Consider the following 23,248-nt stretch of genomic DNA (forward strand, 5'->3'; position numbering starts at 1 on the left):
TAATCTGCGCGCAAGGATGCGCCTGTTTGCATCATAGAGAAATACGTATGACAATACCGACTGAACGCCCAAAGCTGCCTTATGAACACCCTGATATCAAAATTTATCAGAAGTTATTCAAAGAGAATATCATTCGAAGATTAATTAGAAAGTCAGCCTATCAATGTAACGATAACCACATCACCAAAGCCTTTCAAGATGAAAATCAACCCCTTTCAGTTCTTTGCGAATTATTAGTACGCTATACCACGGAAGCCTTTGTTCATTATCAAACATGGGGTTACTCCCACGCTTACTACCCTGGTAGCCCAGGCCAGCAAACAGTGCGAACTGATGCCCTAGAAGGGGTTAGTAGGGTATTACCTTTACTTGCTTCATGGCTAGTTCACAGCCAAAAAGCAACATTGAATGGGTTAAATTTAGCATCAATTGACCTTTCTGAAATCATCAAAAATGCATTTTTACATGGTACAGACCCTGCTCATAAAGGCTATTGGGGAAGGCTTGAAAATTATGACCAAAAAATTTGTGAATCTGCAGATTTAGCGCTGACTCTCTGGTTGAGTCGTGAGTGGGTATGGGAAAAATTAGATAACCTTGCGCAACAACGAATTATTGAGTGGTTTGAACAGGTTAATCATTGCGATATCGTTGATAATAACTGGCACCTTTTCCCGCTTACTGTGCAATTTGTGCTCCAAGCTCTCACTGGTCGAGATGCCATTGCAACGTGGCGGTATGAAAGAGTGAAACAATTTTACGTGGGTGATGGCTGGTTTCGAGATGGCGCGAAAGGTAACTTCGATTATTACAATGCATGGGGATTTTACTACTCATTATATTGGCTAAACCAAATTTGCCCAGACTTCGATGAAGAATTCATTCGTAGTTCACTAAATCAGTTTAACCATCATTATCGTTATTTTATGACACCACAAGGGATCCCTTTTTTTGGCCGCAGTGCATGTTATCGCCTCGCGGTGTCCGCGCCTTTACTTGCAGGCGTTGATTTAGGTGGTGATGCAGTGAGTGTGGGTGAGGCTAAAAATGCACTAGAAAGCACTTTACGTTATTTTATTGGCCATGGTGCTTTAAAAGCAGGAGCGCCAACTCAAGGTTTATTTGGTTATGATGCCCGCTTAGTCGATAATTATAGTGGTCCTGCGAGTAGTTTTTGGTCATTACGTGCAGTGATTATTGCTTTGTATTGTGGCAACCGCATTCAACTTTGGGATAGCCCTAGCAGTCCGCTGCCAATTGAACACTCAGACTTTCATTTCGAAATATCGTCCATTGCAGCAACGGTTATTGGTGTGAAAGAAACACAAGAGGTTACTGTGATATTTCGTGAAGATTACCTCAAACAACAATCTCCTCTGACACGTTGCTTAGAAAAGCAGTTATGTTCTCAGAAAGTAGTTGAAATGCTATTAGGTCAATCAAGGCGCCCTAAAAACAATCTGTTACGTAAAGGAGTCACGAGTTATAGCTCTAAAATGGCTCACTACTTCTAGCCTTTCTTTCATTTGCTTTCAGTGCGAAAGGGATGGAAATGTGATTTAGATCTTTTACCTTTCCTATTCTTTCGTTTAATATTAATCGAAATCAATCGAAAGTTAAGAGGCGACTATGTACTTGGTATCTACCCGTAATATGTTGAACAAAGCCCAACTGGGAGGCTATGCAGTTCCCGCATTTAATATTCACAATTTGGAGACCATTCAAGTTGTTATGGAAACTGCCGCAGAAATGGCGTCTCCCGTTATTTTAGCGGGGACACCGAGTACATTTTCTTATGCAGGAAGTGACTACTTGATCGCTATTTGTCAGCAAGCGGCTGAGCGCTATAAAGTCCCAGTCGCTTTACATCTCGATCATCATGAAGATATTCCAGATATTTTCCAGAAAGTCTCTGCGGGGGTGCGCTCTGCGATGATTGACGCTTCTCATTTTCCGTTTGATGAAAATATTCAAATCGTTAAACGGGTTGTTGATTTCTGTCATCAATGGGATTGCACAGTAGAAGCGGAGCTGGGGCGTTTAGGCGGACAAGAAGATGACTTAGTTGTTGATGCCGCGGATGCGCTTTTTACTGACCCTGATGCCGCCGTTACTTTTATTCAAAGAACGGGTATTGATTCATTAGCCGTTGCAATCGGAACAGCTCACGGTATGTACAAAAGTGAGCCACATCTGGATTTCGCTAGGCTAGAAGCAATCCGTAAAAAAACAGATGTGCCTTTAGTGCTTCATGGTGCTTCGGGGATCCCTGATGCGGATGTTAGGCATTGTATTGAGCTTGGAATTTGTAAAGTCAATGTCGCAACAGAACTCAAAATCGCATTTTCTGATGCAATTAAGCAGTATTTCATTGAAAACCCAGAAGCGACAGATCCCCGTCATTATCTGGTTCCCGGAAAGGCGGCGATGAAAGCGGTTGTGATGGATAAAATTCGTGTTTGTAAAAGTGATGGAACACTTTAATAAGCCAAAATAATCTGAATTTGTTTGATGTATAAACCAAATTTGTTGTTGATGATACGCAGTAGATCTTTTTAAAAAAAGGAATGTTATGAAACAAGTTGCTGTTTTACTCGCTGATGGTTTTGAGGAAGGAGAAGCGGTCGTTTTCATTGATGTCATGCGCCGGTTAGATATTCATGTAGATGTGCTGTCTTGCATGGATACGCTTGTTTTAAATACGTATTTTGGTACTAAAATTAGTGCAGATCATCTTTTAGTCGATAAGCTAGCCCATAGTTATGATGCGGTGATGATGCCTGGGGGGCCAAAAGGAACTGATCGCTTGTATGCGAATGAAAAGGTGGTTGATTTTCTTCGTCGGCATATACATGAGGATAAATATATTTGTGCACTATGCTCTTCAGGCGCAAAGGTATTAGCCGCACACGAGTTACTGGAAGGGAGATACTATAGTACAGGCGACAAGCTGGCTGAAAAATTTAATGATGGTATTTATCTTGATCAGGATGTTGTTGTTGATGGAAAGTTTATCAGTGCAAAAGGGCTTGGTGTGAGTTTTGAATTTGCATTTACAGTTGCAAAACATTTATTGGTCGACAATATTGATAAAGTGGATTGGCAAGCTAAGCATATTTATTTTAAACACTGGCCGCTTTCCTATCTATAATTTTTATTGGTAACTACGTACTTTTATATCGGCAATAAAGGTAATAAATAAAGCGGGAATAATATTTTCCCCCGCTTTATTTTTATCAACTAGTCGAATGAAAATAAAAATAGAGAATTAATAGCGTATGAAGCTATTTTTTATAATGATAAGAATAAATGATGATTTATAAATATCATAACAATTAGATTTAAATTAGAAATTTTCCGTTATAAACATTAAGCTGGTCAGATATATAATCACCGGTAAGGAATGAAAATGCGGAATATTGCTATTACAAAAAATAATATTATTTCTGGCTTTCAATGGTTCTTTTTTATCTTTTGTAATACGGTTGTTATTCCCCCGACGTTACAGTCTGCTTTTCATTTGTCACCACAAACCACGTTTGTTATTACTCAGTATGCTTTTTTATTAACAGCTTTAGCTTGCTTGTTGCAAGCATTTATAGGCCATAAACGCTCCGTGATGGAGGGGCCAACAGGGTTGTGGTGGGCAACAATTTTAACCGTAACTTTGTCAGAATCTATGCAAGGAACTCCTCTTGAGACGATTGGATGGAGTTTAGCCATGGGGATTTTTCTGTCTGGGATTATTACTATTCTTATTGGCCTAAGCGGTCTTGGTGGTTGGTTAGCGGGTTTGTTCAAGCCTGGTGTGCTGGTGGTCTTTATGTTTTTACTTGGCGCGCAACTGGTCACTATTTTTTTAAAAGGAATGTTAGGGCTACCCTTTGGTGTTGGCAGTGAAAATATTACAGTTAATTATCCTGTATTCTTTTTGGCGCTCGCAGTACTGATATTTGTAATAGGGGTAATTGTGTATTTACCCGTGAATATTAGCAAATATGCATTATTGATTGGAACAATCATAGGGTGGGTTGCCTATAGTGGGTTATTTGGTAGCACGATATCATCTGTTTCATCAGGGGAATGGGTATTATTTCCATTAGGCCGCTCTGATGAAATTAATATAAGCATTGTGATAACAGCGATTTTGGCTGGGATATTAAACACATCAAATACGTTTGGAGCAATGCGCGGAACGGATGTTTTTTACCCTAATTCATTACCCGTTAAGTCCTTATATCGGCGTAGTTTTATGATGTCAGGAGTTGTAACAATATTAGCAGCGCCGATAGGCGTAGTGCCTTTTTCACCGTTTGTTTCATCAATTGGTCTAATTACTCAAACAAAAGACTGTTCACGTATCTCTTTTACTATTGGCAGCCTTATTTTCTTATGTGTGGGCGGGGTTGCAGTATTGACTCAATTTTTCCGCTCTTTGCCGTTAGCCATTGGTAGCGCGGTTATGTTAGCAACTTATTTGCCGTTATTGTTTTCGTCATTTTCATTTCTGACGGATATGAAATTAAATGCACGTAATATTTATCGCCTCGCATTACCTATTTTTATTGGCATTTTTTTGATGTCAGCACCTGCAGCGGTACTAAATTCGTTACCAACAATGTTTAGTTCTTTACTGGGTAATGGGTTACTTATAGGCATTATATTGGCTCTTATTTTAGAAAATACGATCAAGTGGGATAAAATCTCCTAAATAATAAAAGAGCACTAAGCGGTTGTGCAGCTAATGCTCTTTTTTCAGTAAAATTTTAACGGCCTAAATAACCATCCCAATCTTTCCAAACGGGCTGTAAACCGGCTTGCACAAGTGCATTCGCTACTTGTGCGGCACTGCGGTTATCATTTGGGGAAAATTGTTCTAGCTCTTCTTTGGTATCTGCATAGCCACCTGGTTGGGTTTTTGAGCCTGCGCTGACATTATTAATCGCGAGTGGTACTACATGGTCGCGAAAATACGGAGACTCACGAGTCGACAGTGAAAGCTCAACATTGGGGGCAAGTAACCGAAAGGCACAAATGAGTTGGACCAATTCCGCTTCATTCATCAGTGATGCAGGCTCAACGCCACCCGCACAAGGGCGCAAACGCGGAAATGAAATGGAATAGCGGCTTTGCCAATAATATTGCTGCAAATACAGTAAATGCTCGGCCACCATGTAGCAATCGGTGCGCCAACTATTAGATAAACCAATTAATGCCCCAAGACCAATTTTATCCACACCAGCTTCACCAAGGCGTTCAGGGGTGGCTAAACGCCAGTGGAAATCTTGTTTTTTACCCTTGAGGTGATGCAACTGGTAGGTTGGCTCATGGTATGTTTCTTGATACACCATCACACCATCTAAGCCCAATGTTTTCAATTCCTTATATTCGTCAGTGCTTAATGGCTGCACTTCCATCATCAACGAACTGAAATAAGGGCGAATGATAGGCAAGGTATGGCGGAAATAATCCATCCCCACTTTACTTTGATGTTCCCCTGTGACTAACAATAAGCTATCAAACCCAATTTTGCGGATCGTTTCGCACTCATTGATTATCTCAGCATCATTGAGTGTTTTGCGTTTGATTTTGTTACTCATCGAAAAACCACAGTAAGTACAATCGTTTGCGCAGAGATTGGATAAATAAAGAGGAACGTAAAACCCAACTGCATGACCAAAACGTTGGCGGGTGAGTCTTTGTGCTTTTTGTGCCATTGCCTCGACATAAGGGCGTCCAGCAGGGGAGAGCAGCGCCATAAAATCATCGAGGGTGAGGATATCACTCGCTAAAGCGTGTTCTACATCGTGGGCGGTTTTGCTGTTGATTCGCAGTGTTGTGTCGTCCCAATCCAATGTACTTAAGCGCTCTTGGAAACGGGGGATCATGATAATGCCTCCAAAAAGCTGGTGAGTGGGCTGGAAGCTTGGGCTTGTTGCTTCGGTGCCGCTAATCCACTTTGATAAGCTAGTTCAGCGGCCTCGACGGCAAGTTTAAAGGCTTTCGCCATTAAAATGGGGTGCTTGGCAACGGCAATCGCGGTATTCACCAACACCGCATCAGCCCCCATTTCGATAGCCTCTGCGGCGTGGCTCGGTGCGCCAATCCCTGCATCGACAATAACGGGCACGGTGGCTTGCTCGATAATAATCCGCAGCATCTCTTTAGTGGCTAAGCCTTTATTGGTGCCGATAGGCGCACCTAATGGCATGACTGCCGCGCAGCCAACTTCTTCAAGACGGCGGCACAGTACAGGGTCTGCACTGCAATAAGGTAATACCACAAACCCTTCTTTGACGAGCTGCTCCGCGGCGAGCAGGGTTTCGATAGGATCGGGTAATAAATAGCGCATATCAGGGTGAATTTCGAGTTTGACCCAGTTGGTGCCAAGTGCCTCTCGAGCAAGGCGGGCAGCAAATACCGCTTCTTGGGCGTTTTTTGCCCCCGATGTATTGGGTAAAAGCTTTACGCCAAGCTCTTGAAGAGGTTGTAAAATACCATCATCCTGTCCACGCAAATTAATTCGTTTCATGGCCATGGTGACTAATTGGCTACCTGAGGCTTGAATGGCATCTTGCATTAGCCTGGCATTGGCAAACTTTCCTGTTCCTGTAAATAGACGTGATTGAAAGGTAAAATCGGCGATTTTTAACATTGTTAGCCCCCAGCGATAGCTTGAAATAACAAGATATTGTCTTGGTCATTAATGAGATGAGAATCCCACTGACTCTTTGGAATGATCACTTGGTTGATAGCCAGCGCTGTGCCAGCGGTGGAGCGGCCTAGCGTCTCAAATAACTGGTTGACAGTCAGCGGGGCATCAAGCGCCATAGTTTGGTCATTAATTAGGATATGCATGCTTCTTCCCGACAAACTGGACATTGCAGCGAAGGCGTTAACTGCAAAGTGTTCCACTGTTGTTGTTTTCCATCGAACAAGCGTAGTTTTCCGCTTAAAGATGAAGGCAACCCGACAAGTAATTTAAGGGCTTCAAGTGCTTGTAGCGTACCGATAACACCAACGACAGGCCCTAATACTCCCGCTGTGCGGCAGTTTCGCTCAGGTTCATCTTGATCGGGGTAAAGGCAGGCGTAACACCCTGAACTAAACGGCGGTTCGAGCACCATTAGCTGTCCACCAAAGCCCACTGCGCTACCGCTAACGAGTGGCGTGTTGGTCATGACGCAGGCGGCATTGACGGCATGGCGTGTTGCCATGTTATCGCAGCAATCAAGCACTAAATCGACCTGCTCAACGAGTGGGATTAATGTTTCAACTTCTAGTTTTTGCACAACTGCTCGTGTTTTCACGAGCGGGTTGAGTTGATGAAGCCTCTTTGCTGCAAGTTGGGCTTTTGACTGTTCGATATCATCAGTATTGTAGAGCACTTGTCTTTGTAAATTAGAGACATGCAGGTTATCGTGGTCAGCAAGCCATAATTCGCCAACGCCTGCACCAACTAAATAGAGGGATGCGGGAGAGCCTAACCCACCTAAACCGACAATCAGCACTTTGCTATTTTTCAGTTTTTGTTGCCCTTCAGGGCTAATGTCTTCAAGTAATAGCTGGCGGCTGTAACGCATGAATTCTTGGTCACTTAACATGATTAAATTCCTCGAATTATCAACCGTGTGTCTATTTCACTAAATACACGGCTAATTATTTGATTATGAATTAATTAACAAGCGCGATGACGCTCAATTAAATTCAGTAACGTTTCAGTGGCTGCCCGCCAATCATCGGCTTTGGTAATTGCACTGACCAGTGCCACACTGCCAACACCTGTTGCTAAAACAGCAGGTACGCGCTCAATGGATATTCCACCAATGGCGACAGTTGGGTAATCAGGTGTTGCCTCAACCATCGCTTTTAGCGTTTCCAATCCTTGAGGAGATGACGGCATCTCTTTGGTTTGTGTGGGGAAAATATGCCCCATTGCAATATAAGAGGGGCGCACGGATTTGGCGATGGCTAACTCATGTTCATCGTGAGTTGAAATGCCTAACCGAAGCCCTGCTTGGTGGATTGCCAGCAAGTCAGTGGTTTCCAAATCCTCTTGACCAAGGTGTACGCCGTAAGCGCCAAACTCCACGGCTAAGCGCCAGTAGTCGTTGATAAATAACCGTGCGTTATGTTTTTTACCCAAAGCAATAGCTTTTTGGATATCATCGCGTACATCAGCATCCGCTTTGTCTTTGATGCGTAATTGAAGGGTGGAAACACCTGCACTAAGCAGGCGTTCAATCCATTCAACGGAATCAACAACAGGGTAGAGACCGAGGTATTGCTCGGTTTCGGGAAATGGCGATGTTGGCGTAATAATAGGATTAGGCGATTTTTTCATTATCAGCGACCTCTGCATTCACAATTTCTGCGCCATGGTATAGCTCGCTACCGTGGGCTCGGAAGGCTTCAGACATCTGTTCCATACCCGCTTCTTTTTCGTTTGCTTCTTTTTGGGCTGCGTAATCACGTACTTCTTGGGAGATTTTCATCGAACAGAATTTCGGCCCACACATTGAACAGAAATGGGCAATTTTCCCCGAAGCTTGTGGCAAGGTTTCATCGTGATATTTACGTGCGGTTTCGGGGTCTAATGCCAAGTTAAATTGGTCTTCCCAACGGAATTCGAAACGTGCTTTTGACATGGCATTGTCGCGAATTTGTGCACCTGGGTGGCCTTTGGCAAGGTCAGCTGCGTGCGCTGCAATTTTATAGGTGATAAGCCCTTGTTTAACATCGTCTTTGTTCGGCAGGCCCAAATGCTCTTTTGGTGTGACATAACAGAGCATTGCACAACCAAACCAGCCGATCATTGCTGCACCAATGCCTGAGGTAAAGTGGTCATAACCTGGTGCAATATCGGTTGTGAGCGGCCCTAAGGTATAGAATGGGGCTTCGTGGCAATGCTCCAACTCTTCCGTCATGTTGCGGCGGATCATCTGCATCGGTACGTGGCCGGGGCCTTCAATCATCACTTGGACATCATATTCCCACGCAATTTTGGTTAACTCGCCAAGGGTATGAAGTTCGGCAAATTGTGCGGCATCGTTTGCATCTTGGATGGAGCCTGGGCGCAAGCCATCACCTAATGACAAGGAAACGTCGTAAGCGGCACAAATTTCACAAATTTCGCGGAAGTTTTCGTACAGGAAGTTTTCTTGGTGATGAGATAAACACCATTTTGCCATGATAGAACCACCGCGCGAGACAATGCCCGTCAAGCGTTTAGCGGTCATTGGTACGTAACGCAGCAAGACTCCAGCATGGATAGTAAAGTAGTCAACGCCTTGCTCGGCTTGTTCTAATAACGTATCGCGGAACATTTCCCACGTCAGGTTTTCCGCTACGCCATTGACTTTTTCAAGGGCTTGGTAGATGGGAACTGTGCCGATGGGGACTGGGCTATTACGTAAAATCCATTCACGGGTTTCATGGATGTAGCGGCCTGTGGACAAATCCATTACGGTATCTGCGCCCCAGCGCGTTGACCAAATCAGTTTTTCCACTTCCTCTTCGATGGATGAAGTGACCGACGAGTTGCCGATATTGGCGTTCACTTTCACCAAGAAGTTACGGCCAATAATCATCGGCTCAGATTCAGGGTGATTGATATTGGCTGGGATGATGGCGCGACCCGCGGCGACTTCTTGGCGAACAAACTCAGGCGTGATATTTTCGGGCAAATTAGCCCCAAAGCCTTGCCCTGGATGTTGTTGCAGCAAAACCTCACCACGAATACGTTCACGACCCATATTTTCGCGGATGGCGATAAACTCCATTTCTGGGGTAATGATGCCTTTACGAGCGTAGTGAAGTTGGGTGACGCATTTGTTGGTTTGCGCTTTTAATGGGTGTGGGCGGTTGTTAAAGCGTAAGTGGTCGAGACCCGCATCAGCGAGACGCTGTTGTGTGAAGTCAGAACTTAAGTTTTCGACTTCGGTGGTGTCTGAACGTTCGTTTATCCACGGTGCGCGAATTTTTTTCAGGCCTTTGTGAACGTTGAGTTCTGATGTTGGGTCGCCGTAAGGGCCTGAGGTATCGTAGATAGGAACGGGTTCGTTATCTTCAAATTGCGGGTTATCTTTGTCGCCACCAATGAGGGTTTGCGAAAGCTGGATTTCTCGCATCGGGACTTGAATATCGTCTCTTGAACCTTGGAGATAAATACGCTCAGAATTCGGAAATGAAACACCAGAAACGGTGTTGATAAAGTTTTCAGCAGCGTCACGTTGGGCCTTACGCGTGCGAGCAGGTGCAGCTTGTGGGGATAAATCAGCGGTCGGTATAACATTATTTGTAATATTGGACATAGCAATTTCCTGACATTGTCACGGCTATGATGCAAAGCGCACCAAGCGGGTTTATCGAAAGAAAGTTGCTTGTCAGGAGTTCGGAGGAGTAATAAAAAAGACGTTGCGTTTAAATTTTCACCAAAAGGAAAAGGTCAAAAATGGCGCTGAGTGATTACTCTTGTTCCCTTCGCGGGTATTAACCCGATCAGGTTCCGCGGATCCCGAATTAACGGTCTCAGCCTGATGCTATGCATACTAGGCACTCCGACAAGAGATTTCAGTATAAGCTTTCCTCGTCATTCTTCAAGCGATAAGTGCGTTGGCTGCGCTCGGCTCCCCAAGTCACATACTTGTGTATGCTCCTTGGGATATCCTCGTTTACCGCCTTCTTCTCACTTGAATTATTTAGAGGAAAGAGGAAATTAAAGTGGAATAAGGTTATTTCCTCGTCATTCTTCAAGCGATAAGTGCGTTGGCTGCGCTCGGCTCCCCAAGTCACATACTTGTGTATGCTCCTTGGGATATCCTCGTTTACCGCCTTCTTCTCACTTGAATTATTTAGAGGAAAGAGGAAATTAAAGTGGAATAAGGTTATTTCCTCGTCATTCTTCAAGCGATAAGTGCGTTGGCTGCGCTCGGCTCCCCAAGTCACATACTTGTGTATGCTCCTTGGGATATCCTCGTTTACCGCCTTCTTCTCACTTGAATTATTTAGAGGAAAGAGGAAATTAAAGTGGAATAAGGTTATTTCCTCGTCATTCTTCAAGCGATAAGTGCGTTGGCTGCGCTCGGCTCCCCAAGTCACATACTTGTGTATGCTCCTTGGGATATCCTCGTTTACCGCCTTCTTCTCACTTGAATTATTTAGAGGAAAGAGGAACTTAAAGTGGAATAAGGTTATTTCCTCGTCATTCTTCAAGCGATAAGTGCGTTGGCTGCGCTCGGCTCCCCAAGTCACATACTTATGTATGCTCCTTGGGATATCCTCGTTTACCGCCTTCTTCTCACTTGAATTATTTAGAGGAAAGAGGAAATTAAAGTGGAATAAGGTTATTTCCTCGTCATTCTTCAAGCGATAAGTGCGTTGGCTGCGCTCGGCTCCCCAAGTCACATACTTATGTATGCTCATCGGGATAATTCTATTTATCTCCTTCCTCTAGCACGAATAATTTAGAGGAACCTTTGAAAGGCAAGTTAGTTAAAACCTAAAACCTAAAAAATTGAAATCAAGGTTCGGATAACAATAAGGTTTATAAATTCCACTGATATTGCGGCCAATTATTTTCATTGGCGGCTTGGAGAAGTCGGTGGTCGCCGTTGACAATAAACGTTTCGTCGGCGAATTGGCACATCGGGAGGTCGTTAGCAGAGTCGGTGTAGAAGTATACATACGCATCGGTGATTGGCTGGTGGCGAACCCAATTCATAAGGCGTTTAACCTTACCTTCCTTAAAGGTTGGAATACCATCAATTTCGGTCGTATAGCAGCCATTTTGCTGCTTAATATCAATGCCCATGGCGACATCGGCATTGAGTTGAGCCGCGATCTTTTTGACAATAAATGAAACGGTTGCAGAGATCACAATAATCGGGATCCCCTTGGCGCGGTAGCGGGCGATCGTTTGACTCGCTTCAGGGTAGATCTTTGGTAAAACCACGCTTTGCACGAAATCATCCAGCCAGATATCCACTTGTTCCGTTTTGATATTAGCGAGGGTTTGCAGGTTAAAATGCAGGTAAGTCGGCATATCCAAAGTGCCTGCATTATACTGCGCCATCATGGCTTTATCGGCTTCCACAAACTGCGGGTCACTGATGATTTGCTTATCCCACAGGTATTGTGTCCACAATACGCTGCTATCCCCTTGAATCAACGTATCATCTAAGTCAAAAATGGCTAATTGGTTTTGCATTATATTCCTATCGTATGATTAGCTAAGTGCGCGAATTTCATTTTTATTAAACATTAACTCAAGGCGGGTGCCAGGTTCAAATAAACGTTCAGAAGAGCGATTGAGTAGGTCGACGGTCATATCTCCTACAGGGGTATTCACGCTATAACGAATAATATTGCCAAGCAACTGATGATCTAAAATCACGGCATCCACAGGGTGAGAAATATGTGTACCGTATTGGCGACCCGCTTCTTTCACATAAATAGATTCAGGGCGGATGGCGAGTGTACCCTGTAAATTTAACCCTAACATGGTATTGGCTTTGTGAGCATCCACCAAATTGTAGTGCCCCATAAAACGAGCAACAAACTCGTTCGCTGGCTGGGTATAAATATTCTCTGCCGTATCACTTTGTACGATCTGCCCTTTATTCATCAAAAAGATCCTATCAGACATGATCATCGCTTCGTCTTGGTCATGGGTGACAAAAATCGTCGTTAGCCCAAGTTCCCGCTGAATATGTCGAATTTGCTGGCGCAAATGCTTACGAATGCGTGCATCAAGGGCGGATAACGGCTCGTCGAGTAATAAAATTTGCGGTTTCATTACTAGCGCCCTTGCTAGTGCCACGCGTTGGCGCTGTCCGCCTGACAATTGGTGGGGAAATTGCTGCTCTTTACCTTGCAATTCAACCAGTTCGATTACTTCTGCAACGGCTTTGGTTCTTTCGTTGCTATCGATTTTACGTATTTTTAAGCCGAAGGCGATATTGTCTGCGACGGTCATATTGGGGAATAGCGCATAGCTTTGAAACACCATGCCCACACCGCGTTGTTGGGCAGGTTGGTGAGTAATATTTTTGTGGTTAATATAAAGCTCACCACTATTAGGTTGCTCAAGGCCTGCAATACAGCGTAATAACGTTGATTTCCCGCAACCACTTGGCCCTAATAGGGTGATAAATTCGCCTTTTTCAATGGTAAATTGAATATCGGCGAAGACCTGATTTGACCCGAAAGATTTCGTTAAGTTTTCAGCAATAACATAGCTCATCATTCATCTCCTGAACGATTTAAACGCATTGCTAACCACGTCAGCAATAACGTAAATAAGAAGTAAGACATCACTAGTGCAGAAGTGAAGTGCCCACTGGTTTGGCGCATATTGAACAAGTAGATTTGCAAGGTCTCATAACGTGTTCCCACTAAAATATTGGCAAACACAAACTCACCCATCAAAAATGAAAATGAAATTAATAATGAAACCAACATGCCTTTGCGAATATTTGGCAGCACAATCATCATGAAAGCATTAAAGGTATTTGCCCCCAGCAAATGTGCCGCATCCATTAGGTCATGTAAGTTAATCCCTTGAAAACTATTGGCGAGGGCGCGGTACATAAATGGCAGTGTGATGGTGAAATAGGTGCCAATTAAGATCCATGGAGTGCCCACTAACATAAATGGTTCATCCGCGAAAATTTGCAATAAACCGACGGACGACACCACGGGGGGGATCGCAAAAGGGAGGATTATCAATAAATCCATTAGCCCTTTTAGCTTGGGAAAGCGATAAAACACAGCAAATGTCATCGGTAAAATGACCAAGGTACTGATTAACAGCGTGCCAAAACAGATAATTAACGAACGGCCAAATGCCATTAAAAACCGCGGGTCTTGCCACAATTGCAGATACCATTTAATGGACAAAGCATCGGGTAACACGGTTGCGCCCCAAGAACTGGCGATGGAATACACAAACGTAGCAATAATAGGCAGTGCTAATAAGCTGGCAACACTGATTAGCACTAACTTATGAAACCATAATCCAGAGTTCTTATTGGTTATTATAGGGCTAATCACATTGTTATTTTGCATGGTAGCTCCGCTTGATTAACCAATGATGGATACCCGTGATAAACCCTAAGATAGCGATAAGTAGGACGGATAACGCCGCCGCCATATTTGGCTCGAGGAATAAATCACCAGACACTAAACTGGCAATACGGATGGTCACAAGGTTGTAGTTACCGCTGGTTAACGCATAGGTACTGGCGTACGCACCCATCGCATTGGCAATTAAGATAATAAAAGTGCCAAGTAAAGCTGGGGAAAGCACTGGAATAGCGACTTTCAACCAATAGGTTAATTTGCTAGCCCCCATGGTTTTTGCCGCATCTTCCCACTCAGGTTTGAGGGCATCAAAGGCAGGGTAGAGCAACAATACACCGAGTGGAATTTGAAAATAGACATAAAGCAGCATTAACCCGCTGGCGCTGTAGATATTAAAATCTTCGATAATCCCCCACGCTTTGAGCTGCAAAGTGATTGCGCCATTAAAGCCCAAAATAATGATAAACGCGAAGGCCAGCGGAACGCCGCTAAAGTTACTTGCCATAGTGGTGAATGAAATCATCATTCGGCGCACCTTGCCTTGCATCTTGTAGATAGAAAAGGCGGTAACACTAGCGATAAACAAACCGATCACGCTACAAATCAACGATAACCATAAGGTATTTTCGAAGGCTTGCAGGTAAAAATCATTGGTAAACACATCAAAGTAATTACCTAAGGACCAGGCTTCTTCATAGATAAAACTGTTGATAAACACCCAAATCATCGGGGCGAGTTGAAATAGGCCAAACAATAGAAAAAAGGGCAACAAGAGTAATGCTGCGCGCCAATGAAAACGGGCAAAGGTTTTTTTTAACATGGCCATTTTCCCCAGCTGTGGTTGGGCTTGCTCGTAGGGCGCAGTCAGGTCAGCCATCATGCATCTCCTTGTAATAGCGCATCACACACAGGCTTGTCGAGCGGGTCGATACCCAATAAACGGCATACTGTGCCACAAATGTCAGTTTGCTGAATATCACAAGGCTGATGGGCAAATTTTGAACCCATAACAAACAGCGGAACCCAGCACTCTTCGGGGAGTGTACCGCCATGGCTACGGTCATTGTTCATGCCATGGTCACTAGTGACAAGAATTTGATAGCCTTGCTCAATCCATGTTGGGATGTAATTCGACAAAATAATATCGGCATGACGAGCTGCATTGCGGTATTGCGGTGAATCAAACCCGAACTTGTGCCCTGTATCGTCAATGTTCATCGGGTGAATCAACAAGAAGTCAGGAGCAAATTGGTTACGCAAATACTCTGCATCCAGCAAGAGATGGTCATCGGGGTAGCTGTCTGCTTGGTAAAAACAGCCGTGCTGAATAGTGAGCAATTCATCGTGCGTAAAGCGGTCGCGAGTCGCCACGAATGGTGCGCGGTTATATAGCTCGCTCACCCAATAATAAGCGGCAGCTGCTGTGGTTTTGCCTGCAAGACGTGCGAGAGAGAAAATGCTGTCAAAGTGGGATAAACGTACAACCTCATTGTTGACGATCCCGCTTTTCACTGGCGGCACACCTGTTAAAATGCATTCATACAACGGGCGGGACATGGAAGGGAGTTCGCACTCCAATTGATAAAGTGTTGCGCTATCGGCTTTGATAAGTCCATTGAGATAGCCCATACACTGATGGGCTACTGAATAACTTAAGCCGTCTAGGACAACAAGTATGACTTTTTCAGACATCAGACTTTTATTCCTAAATTCAACAAATTCAATTACTGCTGGTGGATCAGAACTTGTTGTTGCCACATTTTTGGTAAATTACGCGATGCTTTTTCCCAGCCGTCAGCATCTTTGATTGGCTGAACATTTTTATACTGTTCTTCTGGTAGTAATTTTGCTTTAACATCATCAGGTAATGTCAGATATTGGGCACGAATTGGACGAGCATAGCCTTCTGCCAGGTTCAACTGACCTTTATCACTGAAAATAAATTCACGAGCTAACTTGGCCGCATTTGGGTTTTTTGCAAATTTATTGATGATAGTGGTGTAGCCAGAGATCACTGAGCCATCGGATGGAATGACAACAGTAAAACGATCTCGGTTGATCTGATCGCGATAATTCAAGGCGTTAAAGTCCCATAAGATCCCAACTTCCACTTCACCTTTTTCAATATTTGCAACGGTAGGGTCATTGACTGATAGGCGCTTTTGCTTAGCTAACTCAGCAAACAATTCAATGGCAGGTTTAAGGTTATTTTCATCACCACCGCGGGCAAATGCAGCGGCTAAAACGGCATTGTTGGCTTGTGCTGCAATGCCAACATCACCTACGGTGACTTTGTATTTGCCTTTTAATAAGTCGTCCCAACTTTTTGGTGCATCTTTAACTAAGTCATTATTAATCATAAAGGCAATTGAACCGGTATAGGCTAATGCCCAGTGGCCATCTTTATCTTTTGCCCAATCAGGAATTTGTGACCATGTGGTGGGTTTATAAGGCTGGGTGACTCCTTTTTGTACCGCTACAGGGCCAAACGATGCGCCTACATCCCCAATATCTGCCGTTGCGTTATTTTTTTCGGCGGCAAATTTGGCAATTTCTTGTGCGGAACTCATATCCGTATCTTGGTGTTTTAAGCCATATTGCGTGGCTAAATCTTGCCAAGTTCCTTTCCAGTTTGCCCAAGAATCAGGCATCCCAACGCTGTAAACTTGCCCTTCTTTTTTCGCTGCATTGATTAACTCTGTTAAATTAGCATCAGCAGCAAATGTCATACTGGATGCGGTCAGTGATAGTAAAATCGCAGGAACGATAGCTTTCATTGTTTTCTCACTTTTGAGGAACGGTGAACCAGATTGGTTACTGAGCATCCTAATTTTAATTAGTGACAGTGAGTTGACCGTTTTATGACAGTTTTTAGACATTTTAAGGGATGAATTGTCTAAAAACTGTCAAAATTGACAGAGATAGGAAATGAAACAAACGTTTGAATGACATTGTGTCAAAGAAGTGTATTGTGTGATTCGAGACTGATTTTTTATCGACAACCTTTTTATCAACAACAAAAAGCTAAAAAAGATAGAGAAAATGAATAAATTAACGTTAGTAGGAACAGAAAGTGGCTGGTGGTTCGTCTGTTTCGCTGGTCGATTGTGGTTACCGAAAGGGGATATTCCACGCGGCAGTGCTAAAGACTATTCATTAGAAGGTAAAAGTGCGACACCAATCGGTGAATGGCAAGGGGAAATTGTCTGGCTGATCGCAGAAAAAATGCCATCAGATATGGCGTCTCCGCGGGTTGTTGCAGCGCAAGATGAAGGCTTATTCCGCCTAGCTGGGCGCGGCGTACAACTGGCTGAATTCTATCGTTCCCACCGCTATTGTGGTTACTGTGGTACGGCAATGCGCCACAGTGCAACAGAATGGGCGTGTTTGTGTGATCATTGCCATGAGCGTTATTACCCGCAAATTGCCCCTTGTATTATCGTAGGGATCCGTCGTGATGACCATATTCTCTTGGCGCAGCACCGTCGTCATTCCCAAAACCCATTATTTACCGTATTAGCAGGTTTTGTTGAGGTGGGTGAAACATTAGAAGAAGCCGTTATGCGCGAAGTCATGGAAGAGAGCCAGATAAAAGTGAAAAATATTCGCTATGTCTCTTCACAGCCATGGCCTTTCCCTCATTCCTTAATGATGGGCTTCCTTGCGGATTATGAGAGCGGTGATATTCAGGTTGATCCAAACGAGTTAGTCAGCGCAAATTGGTATCATTACAATGACTTACCGCTTATCCCTCCAGGGGATACTATCGCAAGGCGCTTAATTGAGGACACAGTAGCGTTGTGTCGTCAAAGTGAGTACGAATCGGACAAGTAGCAGTGCGCTGATATTGTTGCCTTTTACATGTTACAATAGCCATCTTTGCTTATAGCCATTTGCGGCGGCCACTAATAATAATGGAGTAAATAATGACTGAGTTAAAAAATGACCGCTATCTACGTGCTCTGCTACGTCAGCCTGTAGATGTGACCCCGGTATGGATGATGCGTCAAGCGGGGCGTTATTTGCCTGAATACAAAGCAACGCGCGCCGAGGCTGGTGATTTTATTGCGCTGTGCAAAAATACTGAGCTTGCGTGTGAAGTGACATTGCAGCCATTACGTCGTTTCCCATTAGACGCCGCAATTTTATTCTCTGATATCCTAACTATTCCTGATGCCATGGGACTTGGACTGTATTTTGAAACAGGCGAAGGTCCACGTTTTCAAAAGCCTATCTCCTCTGTGGCGGATGTAAAAAACATCCCAATTCCCGATCCTGAAATGGAGCTGGGGTATGTGATGGATGCTGTTCGTGCTATTCGTAAAGCCCTTGAAGGGAGCGTGCCACTAATTGGTTTCTCTGGAAGCCCATGGACATTAGCTACTTACATGGTAGAAGGCGGTAGTAGTAAAGCCTTCACTAAAATCAAAAAAATGATGTATGAAGACCCGAACACACTGCATTTATTATTGGATAAACTGGCGGATAGCGTCATTTTATACTTAAATGCGCAAATTCGTGCGGGCGCACAATCCATCATGATTTTTGATACATGGGGTGGTGTATTAACTAAACGTGATTATTTACAGTTCTCTTTGAACTATATGCATAAGATCATTGATGGATTAATTCGTGAAAACGATGGCCGTCGTGTGCCAGTTACCTTGTTCACCAAAGGTGGCGGGCAGTGGTTAGAAGAAATGGCTGCAACTGGTTGTGATGCATTAGGCCTTGATTGGACAACAGAAATTGCCGATGCGCGCCGCCGTGTTGGCGATAAAGTTGCGCTGCAAGGTAATATGGATCCGTCTATGTTGTATGCGCCACCTGCACGTATTGAAGACGAAGTGCAAAATATCCTGTCTGGTTTTGGTCACGGCGAAGGGCATGTTTTCAACTTAGGTCACGGCATCCATCAGGATGTGCCACCTGAACATGCAGGCACATTTGTTGATGCGGTTCACCGTTTCTCTCGCCAATATCATCAGTAGTCATCATTTCTTGATGTTCTTGATTTTCTTGATTTGTGGTGTATTTATAGAACCTTGTAAGTACACCATTATCATCTATGATTAAGAATAATTAAGTATCGAAGCATTGGATGCGCTATGGTTTTAGATACTCAACAGCTACGAAAAGAACAAACTAGCCAGGCCTCAAAAATCATTTTGCAGGATGAGTTTCCATCATTGAAACTGATTGGTGGGGCGGATGTGGGCTTTGAACAACAAGGCACAATTACCCGTGCAGTGATCGTTGTGCTGTCTTGGCCACAGTTAGAACTCGTTGAGTATCAAATAGCACGAATCCCGACTCAGTTGCCTTATATACCTGGGTTACTTTCTTTTCGTGAAGTGCCTGGTCTAATGGCTGCGTGGGAAAAAATACAGCACAAGCCTGAATTAGTCCTCGTGGATGGGCAAGGTATTGCTCACCCAAGGCGCTTTGGCGTGGCTTGCCATTTTGGTTTACAGGCCAATGTTGCAACGATAGGCGTTGCAAAAAGTCGTTTATGTGGTGATGCAGCTGAATTAGACGACTCTCCCGAAAGTGTTCAGCCATTAATGGCAGGGAAAAATCAACTCGGTTGGGTATTGCGGAGCAAAAAACGCTGCAAACCATTATATGTTTCGCCGGGGTATAAAGTCGGTTTTTCGTCTTCCTTATCGTGGGTTAAGCAGTGTCTAAAGGGTTATAGGTTGCCTGAACCAACACGTTTTGCTGACGGAATTGCATCAAATCGAACGTTTTTTAAGCGAATGAATGAGAAAATCAGCTAATTATCAGCAAAATATGTGGCATTGACAGATTTTCAGGTAAACTGCGAAGTATTAAGATTGATGAGTCAGAAATTATGTTAAGAAATCCCATTCATTTGAGGTTGGAAAAATTAGAAAGCTGGCAACATACAACTTTCATGGCAAGTTTATGTGAAAGAATGTATCCCAATTTTCAGATGTTTTGTCAGCAAACTGAATTTGCCGATGCAAAAGTTTATCGTTCCATCCTTGATTTAGTTTGGGAAACTTTGGTCATTAAAGATAGCAAAGTCAATTTCGACAGTCAGTTAGAGAAATTAGAAGAAATTATCCCATCAGCAGATGATTTCGATATGTATGGTGTGTATCCAGCTATTGATGCCTGTATTGCATTAGGTGAAATCATTCACTCAAAATTGAGTGGGGAAACCCTTGAGCACGCAATATTGGTTAGCGAAGCCTCCATTCGTACGGTTGCCATGCTCGAAATGACTCAAGCAGGGCGGGAAATGACAGATGAAGAACTTAAAGAAATTCCTGCGATTGAAGAAGAGTGGGATATCCAGTGGGACATTTTCCGTTTACTGGCAGCTTGTGAAGAGCGCGACTTAGAGTTAATTAAAGGATTAAAATCTGACCTTCGCGAAGCGGGGGTGAGCAATATAGGTATTACTTTAGGCTAATTTTTACGCTTTCGTTATCGAAAACGTGACTTAGCGCAGTAATGCTGAGTACTAAGACTTCACATTTGCCCCTACTCTGGTCTACATTTAGGGGCGAGAAGAAGTGGCTATCGGGGGCGTGTATCAGGGGCTGTCAATTTGGCATATCCGACGCACTCGATGCTTTGCAAACGATAAACACACTGTGTAAGGATAATTTATGAACAAGACTGAATTAGTTGATGCTATCGCAGAATCAGCAGACCTGACCAAAGTTCAGGCAAAAGCAGCTTTAGAATCTACTCTGAATGCTATTTCTGAAACGCTGAAAAAAGGTGACAGTGTACAACTGGTCGGTTTCGGTACTTTTAAAGTTAGCCACCGTGCTGCTCGTACTGGTCGTAACCCACAAACTAAAGCAGAAATCCAAATTCCTGCGACAACTGTACCAGCTTTCTCTGCCGGTAAAGCACTGAAAGAAGCTGTAAAATAAGTACATTGTATACTCGAATTATCAGAGGGGGTAAGAAACTACCCCTTTTGTTTATTCAAAAAGGGTTGCTGGTATTGGGAGCTCTCTCAATGCTAAGCGCCTGTTCCTCGAATGCACCAAAGCTTCCAGAGTTTAGTGCAAGTGGTTTTATTGCCGATGATGGCGTCATTCGTATGTGGCGGCTGAATGATGCAAAAAGCCAACCCCTTGTCCTGATGATGGTTTACAGTCCTTATAAAGGCACTGATACTTCCGTTAATTTCTTCGAATACCGTTCTGGTAATCTCTGGCAAATTCGCAGCCAAATCTTGAACCAAAAAGGTGGCGATATTACGGAACAATTACGCTTCGATAAAAATAATGATGTTATTTTTATGCAGCGTGCTCAGGATGGTACTAAAACACCTCTTTCTACCGATGAAATCACGCGTTGGCGCTTTGAAGCAGCTCGGGTACTTGAGACCAACACCGCGCTTATCGTGGGTGGCGTTAAACTTTATCAAGGGCGTTGGCAGCAAGGTAAAGTGACGACTTGCGAAGGTGATGTGAGAGACGTGACTTTCGAACCATATGCTGAAAACTGGTTACAAAGCCGTGCGAAAGTGTGGCATTCTCAGCTGAATTTGGCGTGGTTGGAGTCTTCCGAGGGAAATCAGCTTTTGATGGTGGCGGATACGGATTTTTGCCGCTGGCAACCTTCTAAAGATAGCTTATAAATAATCGCTCGTCGTCTTTCGAACCACAGCTATATTGCTACGTTCGCTCACTCTAGTCACATACTTATGTATGCTCCTAGAGATTCTCTCTCTTGCGGCTTTGCTGTGATTCGAAATACTTAGAGCCATTGTCTGTGTGAATGGTCAAAGGCAAAAACAAATTCAAAAAATAGAAAATAAAAAAGCTGATAAAAGTTTCCTCTTATCAGCTCAGGGAATGGTTTAGTACTTTGTATTATTTTATACGAGCGATAGCGCGGTAGCCGATGTCGTTGCGGTAGAAGCTATCATTCCAGTGAATATTCTTAGCGGCTTCATATGCTTTAGTTTGGGCTTTCTCGATATCATCACCCAACGCGGTCACGCATAGTACACGGCCACCAGCAGTAACGACATCACCATCTTTCATGCGAGTGCCTGCATGGAACACTTTGCTATCAGCGGCTTCAGTGGTTGGCAATCCAGAAATAACATTACCGTTACAGTAATCCCCAGGGTAACCCCCAGCAGCAATGACAACACCTAAAGCAGGGCGCTCATCCCACAGTGAATCTTTGCCTGCCAGCTCACCGTTCGCGCCGGCTAAACACAGTGCGACTAAGTCTGACTGTAAACGCATCATGATAGGTTGTGTTTCAGGATCGCCAAAGCGGCAGTTAAATTCGATAACTTTTGGATTGCCCGCTTTATCAATCATTAACCCTGCGTATAAGAAGCCTTGGTAACGATTACCTTCCTGATCCATGCCTTTAACAGTAGGATAAATCACTTGCTGCATCACACGTTGATGAATTTCATCTGTGACAACTGGAGCGGGAGAGTAAGCCCCCATTCCGCCTGTATTGAGGCCCGTATCACCATCACCAACACGTTTATGGTCTTGGCTAGTGGCCATTGGGATGACATTCTCACCATCGACCATCACGATAAAGCTGGCTTCTTCACCATCAAGAAACTCTTCAATCACAATACGGTGTCCTGCATCGCCAAAGGCATTGCCTGCTAACATATCTTGCACAGCGTCTTTTGCTTCTTGAAGTGTCATCGCGACAATAACACCTTTGCCCGCCGCTAAGCCATCAGCTTTAATCACGATAGGTGCGCCGACTTTATCTAAATACGCTAACGCGGGTTCCACTTCTGTGAAATTTTCATAAGCCGCAGTCGGAATATGATGGCGAGCTAAAAAGTCCTTAGTAAATGCTTTTGAACCTTCAAGTTGTGCAGCCCCTTTTGTTGGGCCAAAAATTGTTAAGCCTGCCGCTTTAAATGCATCGACAACGCCAATCACTAAAGGGGCTTCAGGGCCGACAATCGTTAAATCGATTTGTTTTTCTTTGGCGAACTGCAGCAGGCCATCAATATCAGTAGCAGAAATATTCACATTTTCGATAGCAGACTCAAGTGCTGTTCCTGCGTTACCTGGTGCAACATAAACTTTTTTTGCTAAAGGCGATTGCGCTGCTTTCCACGCTAATGCATGTTCACGGCCACCACCGCCAATAATTAATATATTCATGAATAATCTCCTAATAA

The 23,248-nt window shown here is 43.9% G+C and carries 24 protein-coding genes and 1 riboswitch; of the genes, 10 read left to right on the forward strand and 14 right to left on the reverse strand.

Features of this window, described 5'->3' with window-relative positions:
- Window positions 1-47: 47 nt before the first annotated feature.
- The 4 genes from ACE2AL_RS01840 to ACE2AL_RS01855 all read left to right on the forward strand — a co-directional run bounded on the left by ACE2AL_RS01840 (window position 48) and on the right by ACE2AL_RS01855 (window position 4,711).
- Complete coding sequence (locus ACE2AL_RS01840; protein WP_375083901.1) at window positions 48-1,514, forward strand: DUF2264 domain-containing protein; 1,467 nt, start codon at window positions 48-50, stop codon at window positions 1,512-1,514.
- Window positions 1,515-1,629: 115 nt separating this feature from the next.
- Entirely contained in the window at window positions 1,630-2,484 is an 855-nt protein-coding gene (locus ACE2AL_RS01845; protein WP_206086807.1) for a tagatose bisphosphate family class II aldolase, read from the forward strand.
- Between the two features lie 88 nt (window positions 2,485-2,572).
- On the forward strand, window positions 2,573-3,151 hold the full coding sequence (locus ACE2AL_RS01850) for a DJ-1/PfpI family protein (protein ID WP_206086806.1): 579 nt from the start codon (window positions 2,573-2,575) through the stop codon (window positions 3,149-3,151).
- A 258-nt stretch (window positions 3,152-3,409) separates the two neighbouring features.
- Window positions 3,410-4,711: a uracil/xanthine transporter gene (locus ACE2AL_RS01855; protein ID WP_206086805.1), complete on the forward strand. Its 1,302-nt coding sequence runs from the start codon at window positions 3,410-3,412 to the stop codon at window positions 4,709-4,711.
- 55 nt (window positions 4,712-4,766) lie between these two features.
- Here the strand turns inward: ACE2AL_RS01855 and thiH are convergent, their stop codons facing one another.
- The 13 genes from thiH to ACE2AL_RS01920 all read right to left on the reverse strand — a co-directional run bounded on the left by thiH (window position 4,767) and on the right by ACE2AL_RS01920 (window position 16,859).
- On the reverse strand, window positions 4,767-5,888 hold the full coding sequence (gene thiH, locus ACE2AL_RS01860; RefSeq protein ID WP_272539920.1) for a 2-iminoacetate synthase ThiH: 1,122 nt from the start codon (window positions 5,886-5,888) through the stop codon (window positions 4,767-4,769).
- Window positions 5,885-6,655 (reverse strand): thiazole synthase, encoded by a 771-nt coding sequence (locus ACE2AL_RS01865; RefSeq protein ID WP_206086803.1) that lies wholly within the window; start codon window positions 6,653-6,655, stop codon window positions 5,885-5,887. The genes thiH and ACE2AL_RS01865 overlap by 4 nt, the downstream gene beginning before the upstream one ends.
- Before the next feature lie 2 nt (window positions 6,656-6,657).
- The gene (gene thiS / locus ACE2AL_RS01870; protein WP_225820908.1) at window positions 6,658-6,858 is read right to left on the reverse strand and encodes a sulfur carrier protein ThiS; all 201 of its coding nucleotides are present in this window, start codon (window positions 6,856-6,858) and stop codon (window positions 6,658-6,660) included.
- Complete coding sequence (locus ACE2AL_RS01875) at window positions 6,846-7,604, reverse strand: ThiF family adenylyltransferase (RefSeq protein WP_375083903.1); 759 nt, start codon at window positions 7,602-7,604, stop codon at window positions 6,846-6,848. Before ACE2AL_RS01875 ends, thiS begins: the two co-directional genes overlap by 13 nt.
- A gap of 74 nt (window positions 7,605-7,678) precedes the next feature.
- Window positions 7,679-8,344, reverse strand: a complete 666-nt coding sequence (thiE, locus tag ACE2AL_RS01880) for a thiamine phosphate synthase (RefSeq protein WP_206086800.1) — start codon at window positions 8,342-8,344, stop codon at window positions 7,679-7,681.
- A complete protein-coding gene (gene thiC, locus ACE2AL_RS01885) occupies window positions 8,328-10,313 on the reverse strand; it encodes a phosphomethylpyrimidine synthase ThiC (RefSeq protein ID WP_206086799.1) in 1,986 nt (661 codons plus the stop codon). The genes thiE and thiC overlap by 17 nt, the downstream gene beginning before the upstream one ends.
- A 147-nt stretch (window positions 10,314-10,460) precedes the next feature.
- Window positions 10,461-10,572: riboswitch (TPP riboswitch) on the reverse strand.
- On the reverse strand, window positions 10,573-11,424 hold the full coding sequence (locus tag ACE2AL_RS01890) for a hypothetical protein (protein WP_375083904.1): 852 nt from the start codon (window positions 11,422-11,424) through the stop codon (window positions 10,573-10,575).
- Window positions 11,425-11,545: 121 nt separating this feature from the next.
- Window positions 11,546-12,208 (reverse strand): HAD family phosphatase, encoded by a 663-nt coding sequence (locus ACE2AL_RS01895; RefSeq protein WP_272539918.1) that lies wholly within the window; start codon window positions 12,206-12,208, stop codon window positions 11,546-11,548.
- A gap of 18 nt (window positions 12,209-12,226) precedes the next feature.
- Complete coding sequence (locus tag ACE2AL_RS01900) at window positions 12,227-13,243, reverse strand: ABC transporter ATP-binding protein (protein ID WP_272539928.1); 1,017 nt, start codon at window positions 13,241-13,243, stop codon at window positions 12,227-12,229.
- The gene (locus ACE2AL_RS01905) at window positions 13,243-14,067 is read right to left on the reverse strand and encodes an ABC transporter permease (RefSeq protein WP_225820913.1); all 825 of its coding nucleotides are present in this window, start codon (window positions 14,065-14,067) and stop codon (window positions 13,243-13,245) included. The genes ACE2AL_RS01900 and ACE2AL_RS01905 overlap by 1 nt, the downstream gene beginning before the upstream one ends.
- Complete coding sequence (locus ACE2AL_RS01910) at window positions 14,057-14,959, reverse strand: ABC transporter permease (RefSeq protein ID WP_375084292.1); 903 nt, start codon at window positions 14,957-14,959, stop codon at window positions 14,057-14,059. Before ACE2AL_RS01910 ends, ACE2AL_RS01905 begins: the two co-directional genes overlap by 11 nt.
- A complete protein-coding gene (locus ACE2AL_RS01915; protein ID WP_375083906.1) occupies window positions 14,959-15,774 on the reverse strand; it encodes an alkaline phosphatase family protein in 816 nt (271 codons plus the stop codon). The genes ACE2AL_RS01910 and ACE2AL_RS01915 overlap by 1 nt, the downstream gene beginning before the upstream one ends.
- Window positions 15,775-15,806: 32 nt before the next feature.
- Window positions 15,807-16,859, reverse strand: a complete 1,053-nt coding sequence (locus ACE2AL_RS01920; protein WP_375083907.1) for an ABC transporter substrate-binding protein — start codon at window positions 16,857-16,859, stop codon at window positions 15,807-15,809.
- Between the two features lie 265 nt (window positions 16,860-17,124).
- Here ACE2AL_RS01920 and nudC point away from each other — a divergent pair, with 265 nt between their 5' ends.
- The 6 genes from nudC (at window position 17,125) to ACE2AL_RS01950 (ending at window position 21,712) form a co-directional block, all read left to right on the forward strand.
- Window positions 17,125-17,916 carry an NAD(+) diphosphatase gene (gene nudC / locus ACE2AL_RS01925; RefSeq protein ID WP_206086791.1) on the forward strand — a complete coding sequence of 264 codons (792 nt, stop codon included), beginning with the start codon at window positions 17,125-17,127 and terminating at the stop codon, window positions 17,914-17,916.
- A gap of 92 nt (window positions 17,917-18,008) precedes the next feature.
- Complete coding sequence (gene hemE, locus ACE2AL_RS01930) at window positions 18,009-19,073, forward strand: uroporphyrinogen decarboxylase (RefSeq protein WP_272539915.1); 1,065 nt, start codon at window positions 18,009-18,011, stop codon at window positions 19,071-19,073.
- 117 nt (window positions 19,074-19,190) lie between these two features.
- Complete coding sequence (nfi, locus tag ACE2AL_RS01935; RefSeq protein WP_206086789.1) at window positions 19,191-19,862, forward strand: deoxyribonuclease V; 672 nt, start codon at window positions 19,191-19,193, stop codon at window positions 19,860-19,862.
- A 74-nt stretch (window positions 19,863-19,936) separates the two neighbouring features.
- Window positions 19,937-20,524: a YjaG family protein gene (locus ACE2AL_RS01940; RefSeq protein ID WP_206086788.1), complete on the forward strand. Its 588-nt coding sequence runs from the start codon at window positions 19,937-19,939 to the stop codon at window positions 20,522-20,524.
- Window positions 20,525-20,723: 199 nt separating this feature from the next.
- A complete protein-coding gene (locus ACE2AL_RS01945) occupies window positions 20,724-20,996 on the forward strand; it encodes an HU family DNA-binding protein (RefSeq protein ID WP_206086787.1) in 273 nt (90 codons plus the stop codon).
- 89 nt (window positions 20,997-21,085) lie between these two features.
- Window positions 21,086-21,712 carry a DUF1481 domain-containing protein gene (locus ACE2AL_RS01950; RefSeq protein WP_206086786.1) on the forward strand — a complete coding sequence of 209 codons (627 nt, stop codon included), beginning with the start codon at window positions 21,086-21,088 and terminating at the stop codon, window positions 21,710-21,712.
- Window positions 21,713-21,947: 235 nt separating this feature from the next.
- Here the strand turns inward: ACE2AL_RS01950 and purD are convergent, their stop codons facing one another.
- Window positions 21,948-23,231 carry a phosphoribosylamine--glycine ligase gene (purD, locus tag ACE2AL_RS01955; RefSeq protein WP_206086785.1) on the reverse strand — a complete coding sequence of 428 codons (1,284 nt, stop codon included), beginning with the start codon at window positions 23,229-23,231 and terminating at the stop codon, window positions 21,948-21,950.
- Window positions 23,232-23,248 lie beyond the last annotated feature (17 nt).

Source organism: Providencia xihuensis (assembly GCF_041953405.1).
In the GTDB taxonomy this organism is placed as follows: domain Bacteria; phylum Pseudomonadota; class Gammaproteobacteria; order Enterobacterales; family Enterobacteriaceae; genus Providencia; species Providencia vermicola.

Bases quoted from the DNA above. Each gene is read 5' to 3' on its own strand.
- purD (WP_206086785.1), bottom strand. From the start codon at position 23,231: ATGAATATATTAATTATTGGCGGTGGTGGCCGTGAACATGCATTAGCG.
- hemE (WP_272539915.1), top strand. From the start codon at position 18,009: ATGACTGAGTTAAAAAATGACCGCTATCTACGTGCTCTGCTACGTCAG.
- ACE2AL_RS01855 (WP_206086805.1), top strand. From the start codon at position 3,410: ATGCGGAATATTGCTATTACAAAAAATAATATTATTTCTGGCTTTCAA.
- ACE2AL_RS01950 (WP_206086786.1), top strand. From the start codon at position 21,086: ATGCTAAGCGCCTGTTCCTCGAATGCACCAAAGCTTCCAGAGTTTAGT.
- ACE2AL_RS01875 (WP_375083903.1), bottom strand. From the start codon at position 7,604: ATGTTAAGTGACCAAGAATTCATGCGTTACAGCCGCCAGCTATTACTT.
- ACE2AL_RS01840 (WP_375083901.1), top strand. From the start codon at position 48: ATGACAATACCGACTGAACGCCCAAAGCTGCCTTATGAACACCCTGAT.
- ACE2AL_RS01890 (WP_375083904.1), bottom strand. From the start codon at position 11,424: ATGAGCATACATAAGTATGTGACTTGGGGAGCCGAGCGCAGCCAACGC.
- ACE2AL_RS01910 (WP_375084292.1), bottom strand. From the start codon at position 14,959: ATGGCTGACCTGACTGCGCCCTACGAGCAAGCCCAACCACAGCTGGGG.
- thiC (WP_206086799.1), bottom strand. From the start codon at position 10,313: ATGTCCAATATTACAAATAATGTTATACCGACCGCTGATTTATCCCCA.
- ACE2AL_RS01850 (WP_206086806.1), top strand. From the start codon at position 2,573: ATGAAACAAGTTGCTGTTTTACTCGCTGATGGTTTTGAGGAAGGAGAA.
- thiS (WP_225820908.1), bottom strand. From the start codon at position 6,858: ATGCATATCCTAATTAATGACCAAACTATGGCGCTTGATGCCCCGCTG.
- ACE2AL_RS01895 (WP_272539918.1), bottom strand. From the start codon at position 12,208: ATGCAAAACCAATTAGCCATTTTTGACTTAGATGATACGTTGATTCAA.
- ACE2AL_RS01905 (WP_225820913.1), bottom strand. From the start codon at position 14,067: ATGCAAAATAACAATGTGATTAGCCCTATAATAACCAATAAGAACTCT.
- thiE (WP_206086800.1), bottom strand. From the start codon at position 8,344: ATGAAAAAATCGCCTAATCCTATTATTACGCCAACATCGCCATTTCCC.
- nudC (WP_206086791.1), top strand. From the start codon at position 17,125: ATGAATAAATTAACGTTAGTAGGAACAGAAAGTGGCTGGTGGTTCGTC.
- ACE2AL_RS01865 (WP_206086803.1), bottom strand. From the start codon at position 6,655: ATGTTAAAAATCGCCGATTTTACCTTTCAATCACGTCTATTTACAGGA.
- ACE2AL_RS01920 (WP_375083907.1), bottom strand. From the start codon at position 16,859: ATGAAAGCTATCGTTCCTGCGATTTTACTATCACTGACCGCATCCAGT.
- ACE2AL_RS01915 (WP_375083906.1), bottom strand. From the start codon at position 15,774: ATGTCTGAAAAAGTCATACTTGTTGTCCTAGACGGCTTAAGTTATTCA.
- nfi (WP_206086789.1), top strand. From the start codon at position 19,191: ATGGTTTTAGATACTCAACAGCTACGAAAAGAACAAACTAGCCAGGCC.
- ACE2AL_RS01845 (WP_206086807.1), top strand. From the start codon at position 1,630: ATGTACTTGGTATCTACCCGTAATATGTTGAACAAAGCCCAACTGGGA.
- ACE2AL_RS01940 (WP_206086788.1), top strand. From the start codon at position 19,937: ATGTTAAGAAATCCCATTCATTTGAGGTTGGAAAAATTAGAAAGCTGG.
- thiH (WP_272539920.1), bottom strand. From the start codon at position 5,888: ATGATCCCCCGTTTCCAAGAGCGCTTAAGTACATTGGATTGGGACGAC.
- ACE2AL_RS01945 (WP_206086787.1), top strand. From the start codon at position 20,724: ATGAACAAGACTGAATTAGTTGATGCTATCGCAGAATCAGCAGACCTG.
- ACE2AL_RS01900 (WP_272539928.1), bottom strand. From the start codon at position 13,243: ATGAGCTATGTTATTGCTGAAAACTTAACGAAATCTTTCGGGTCAAAT.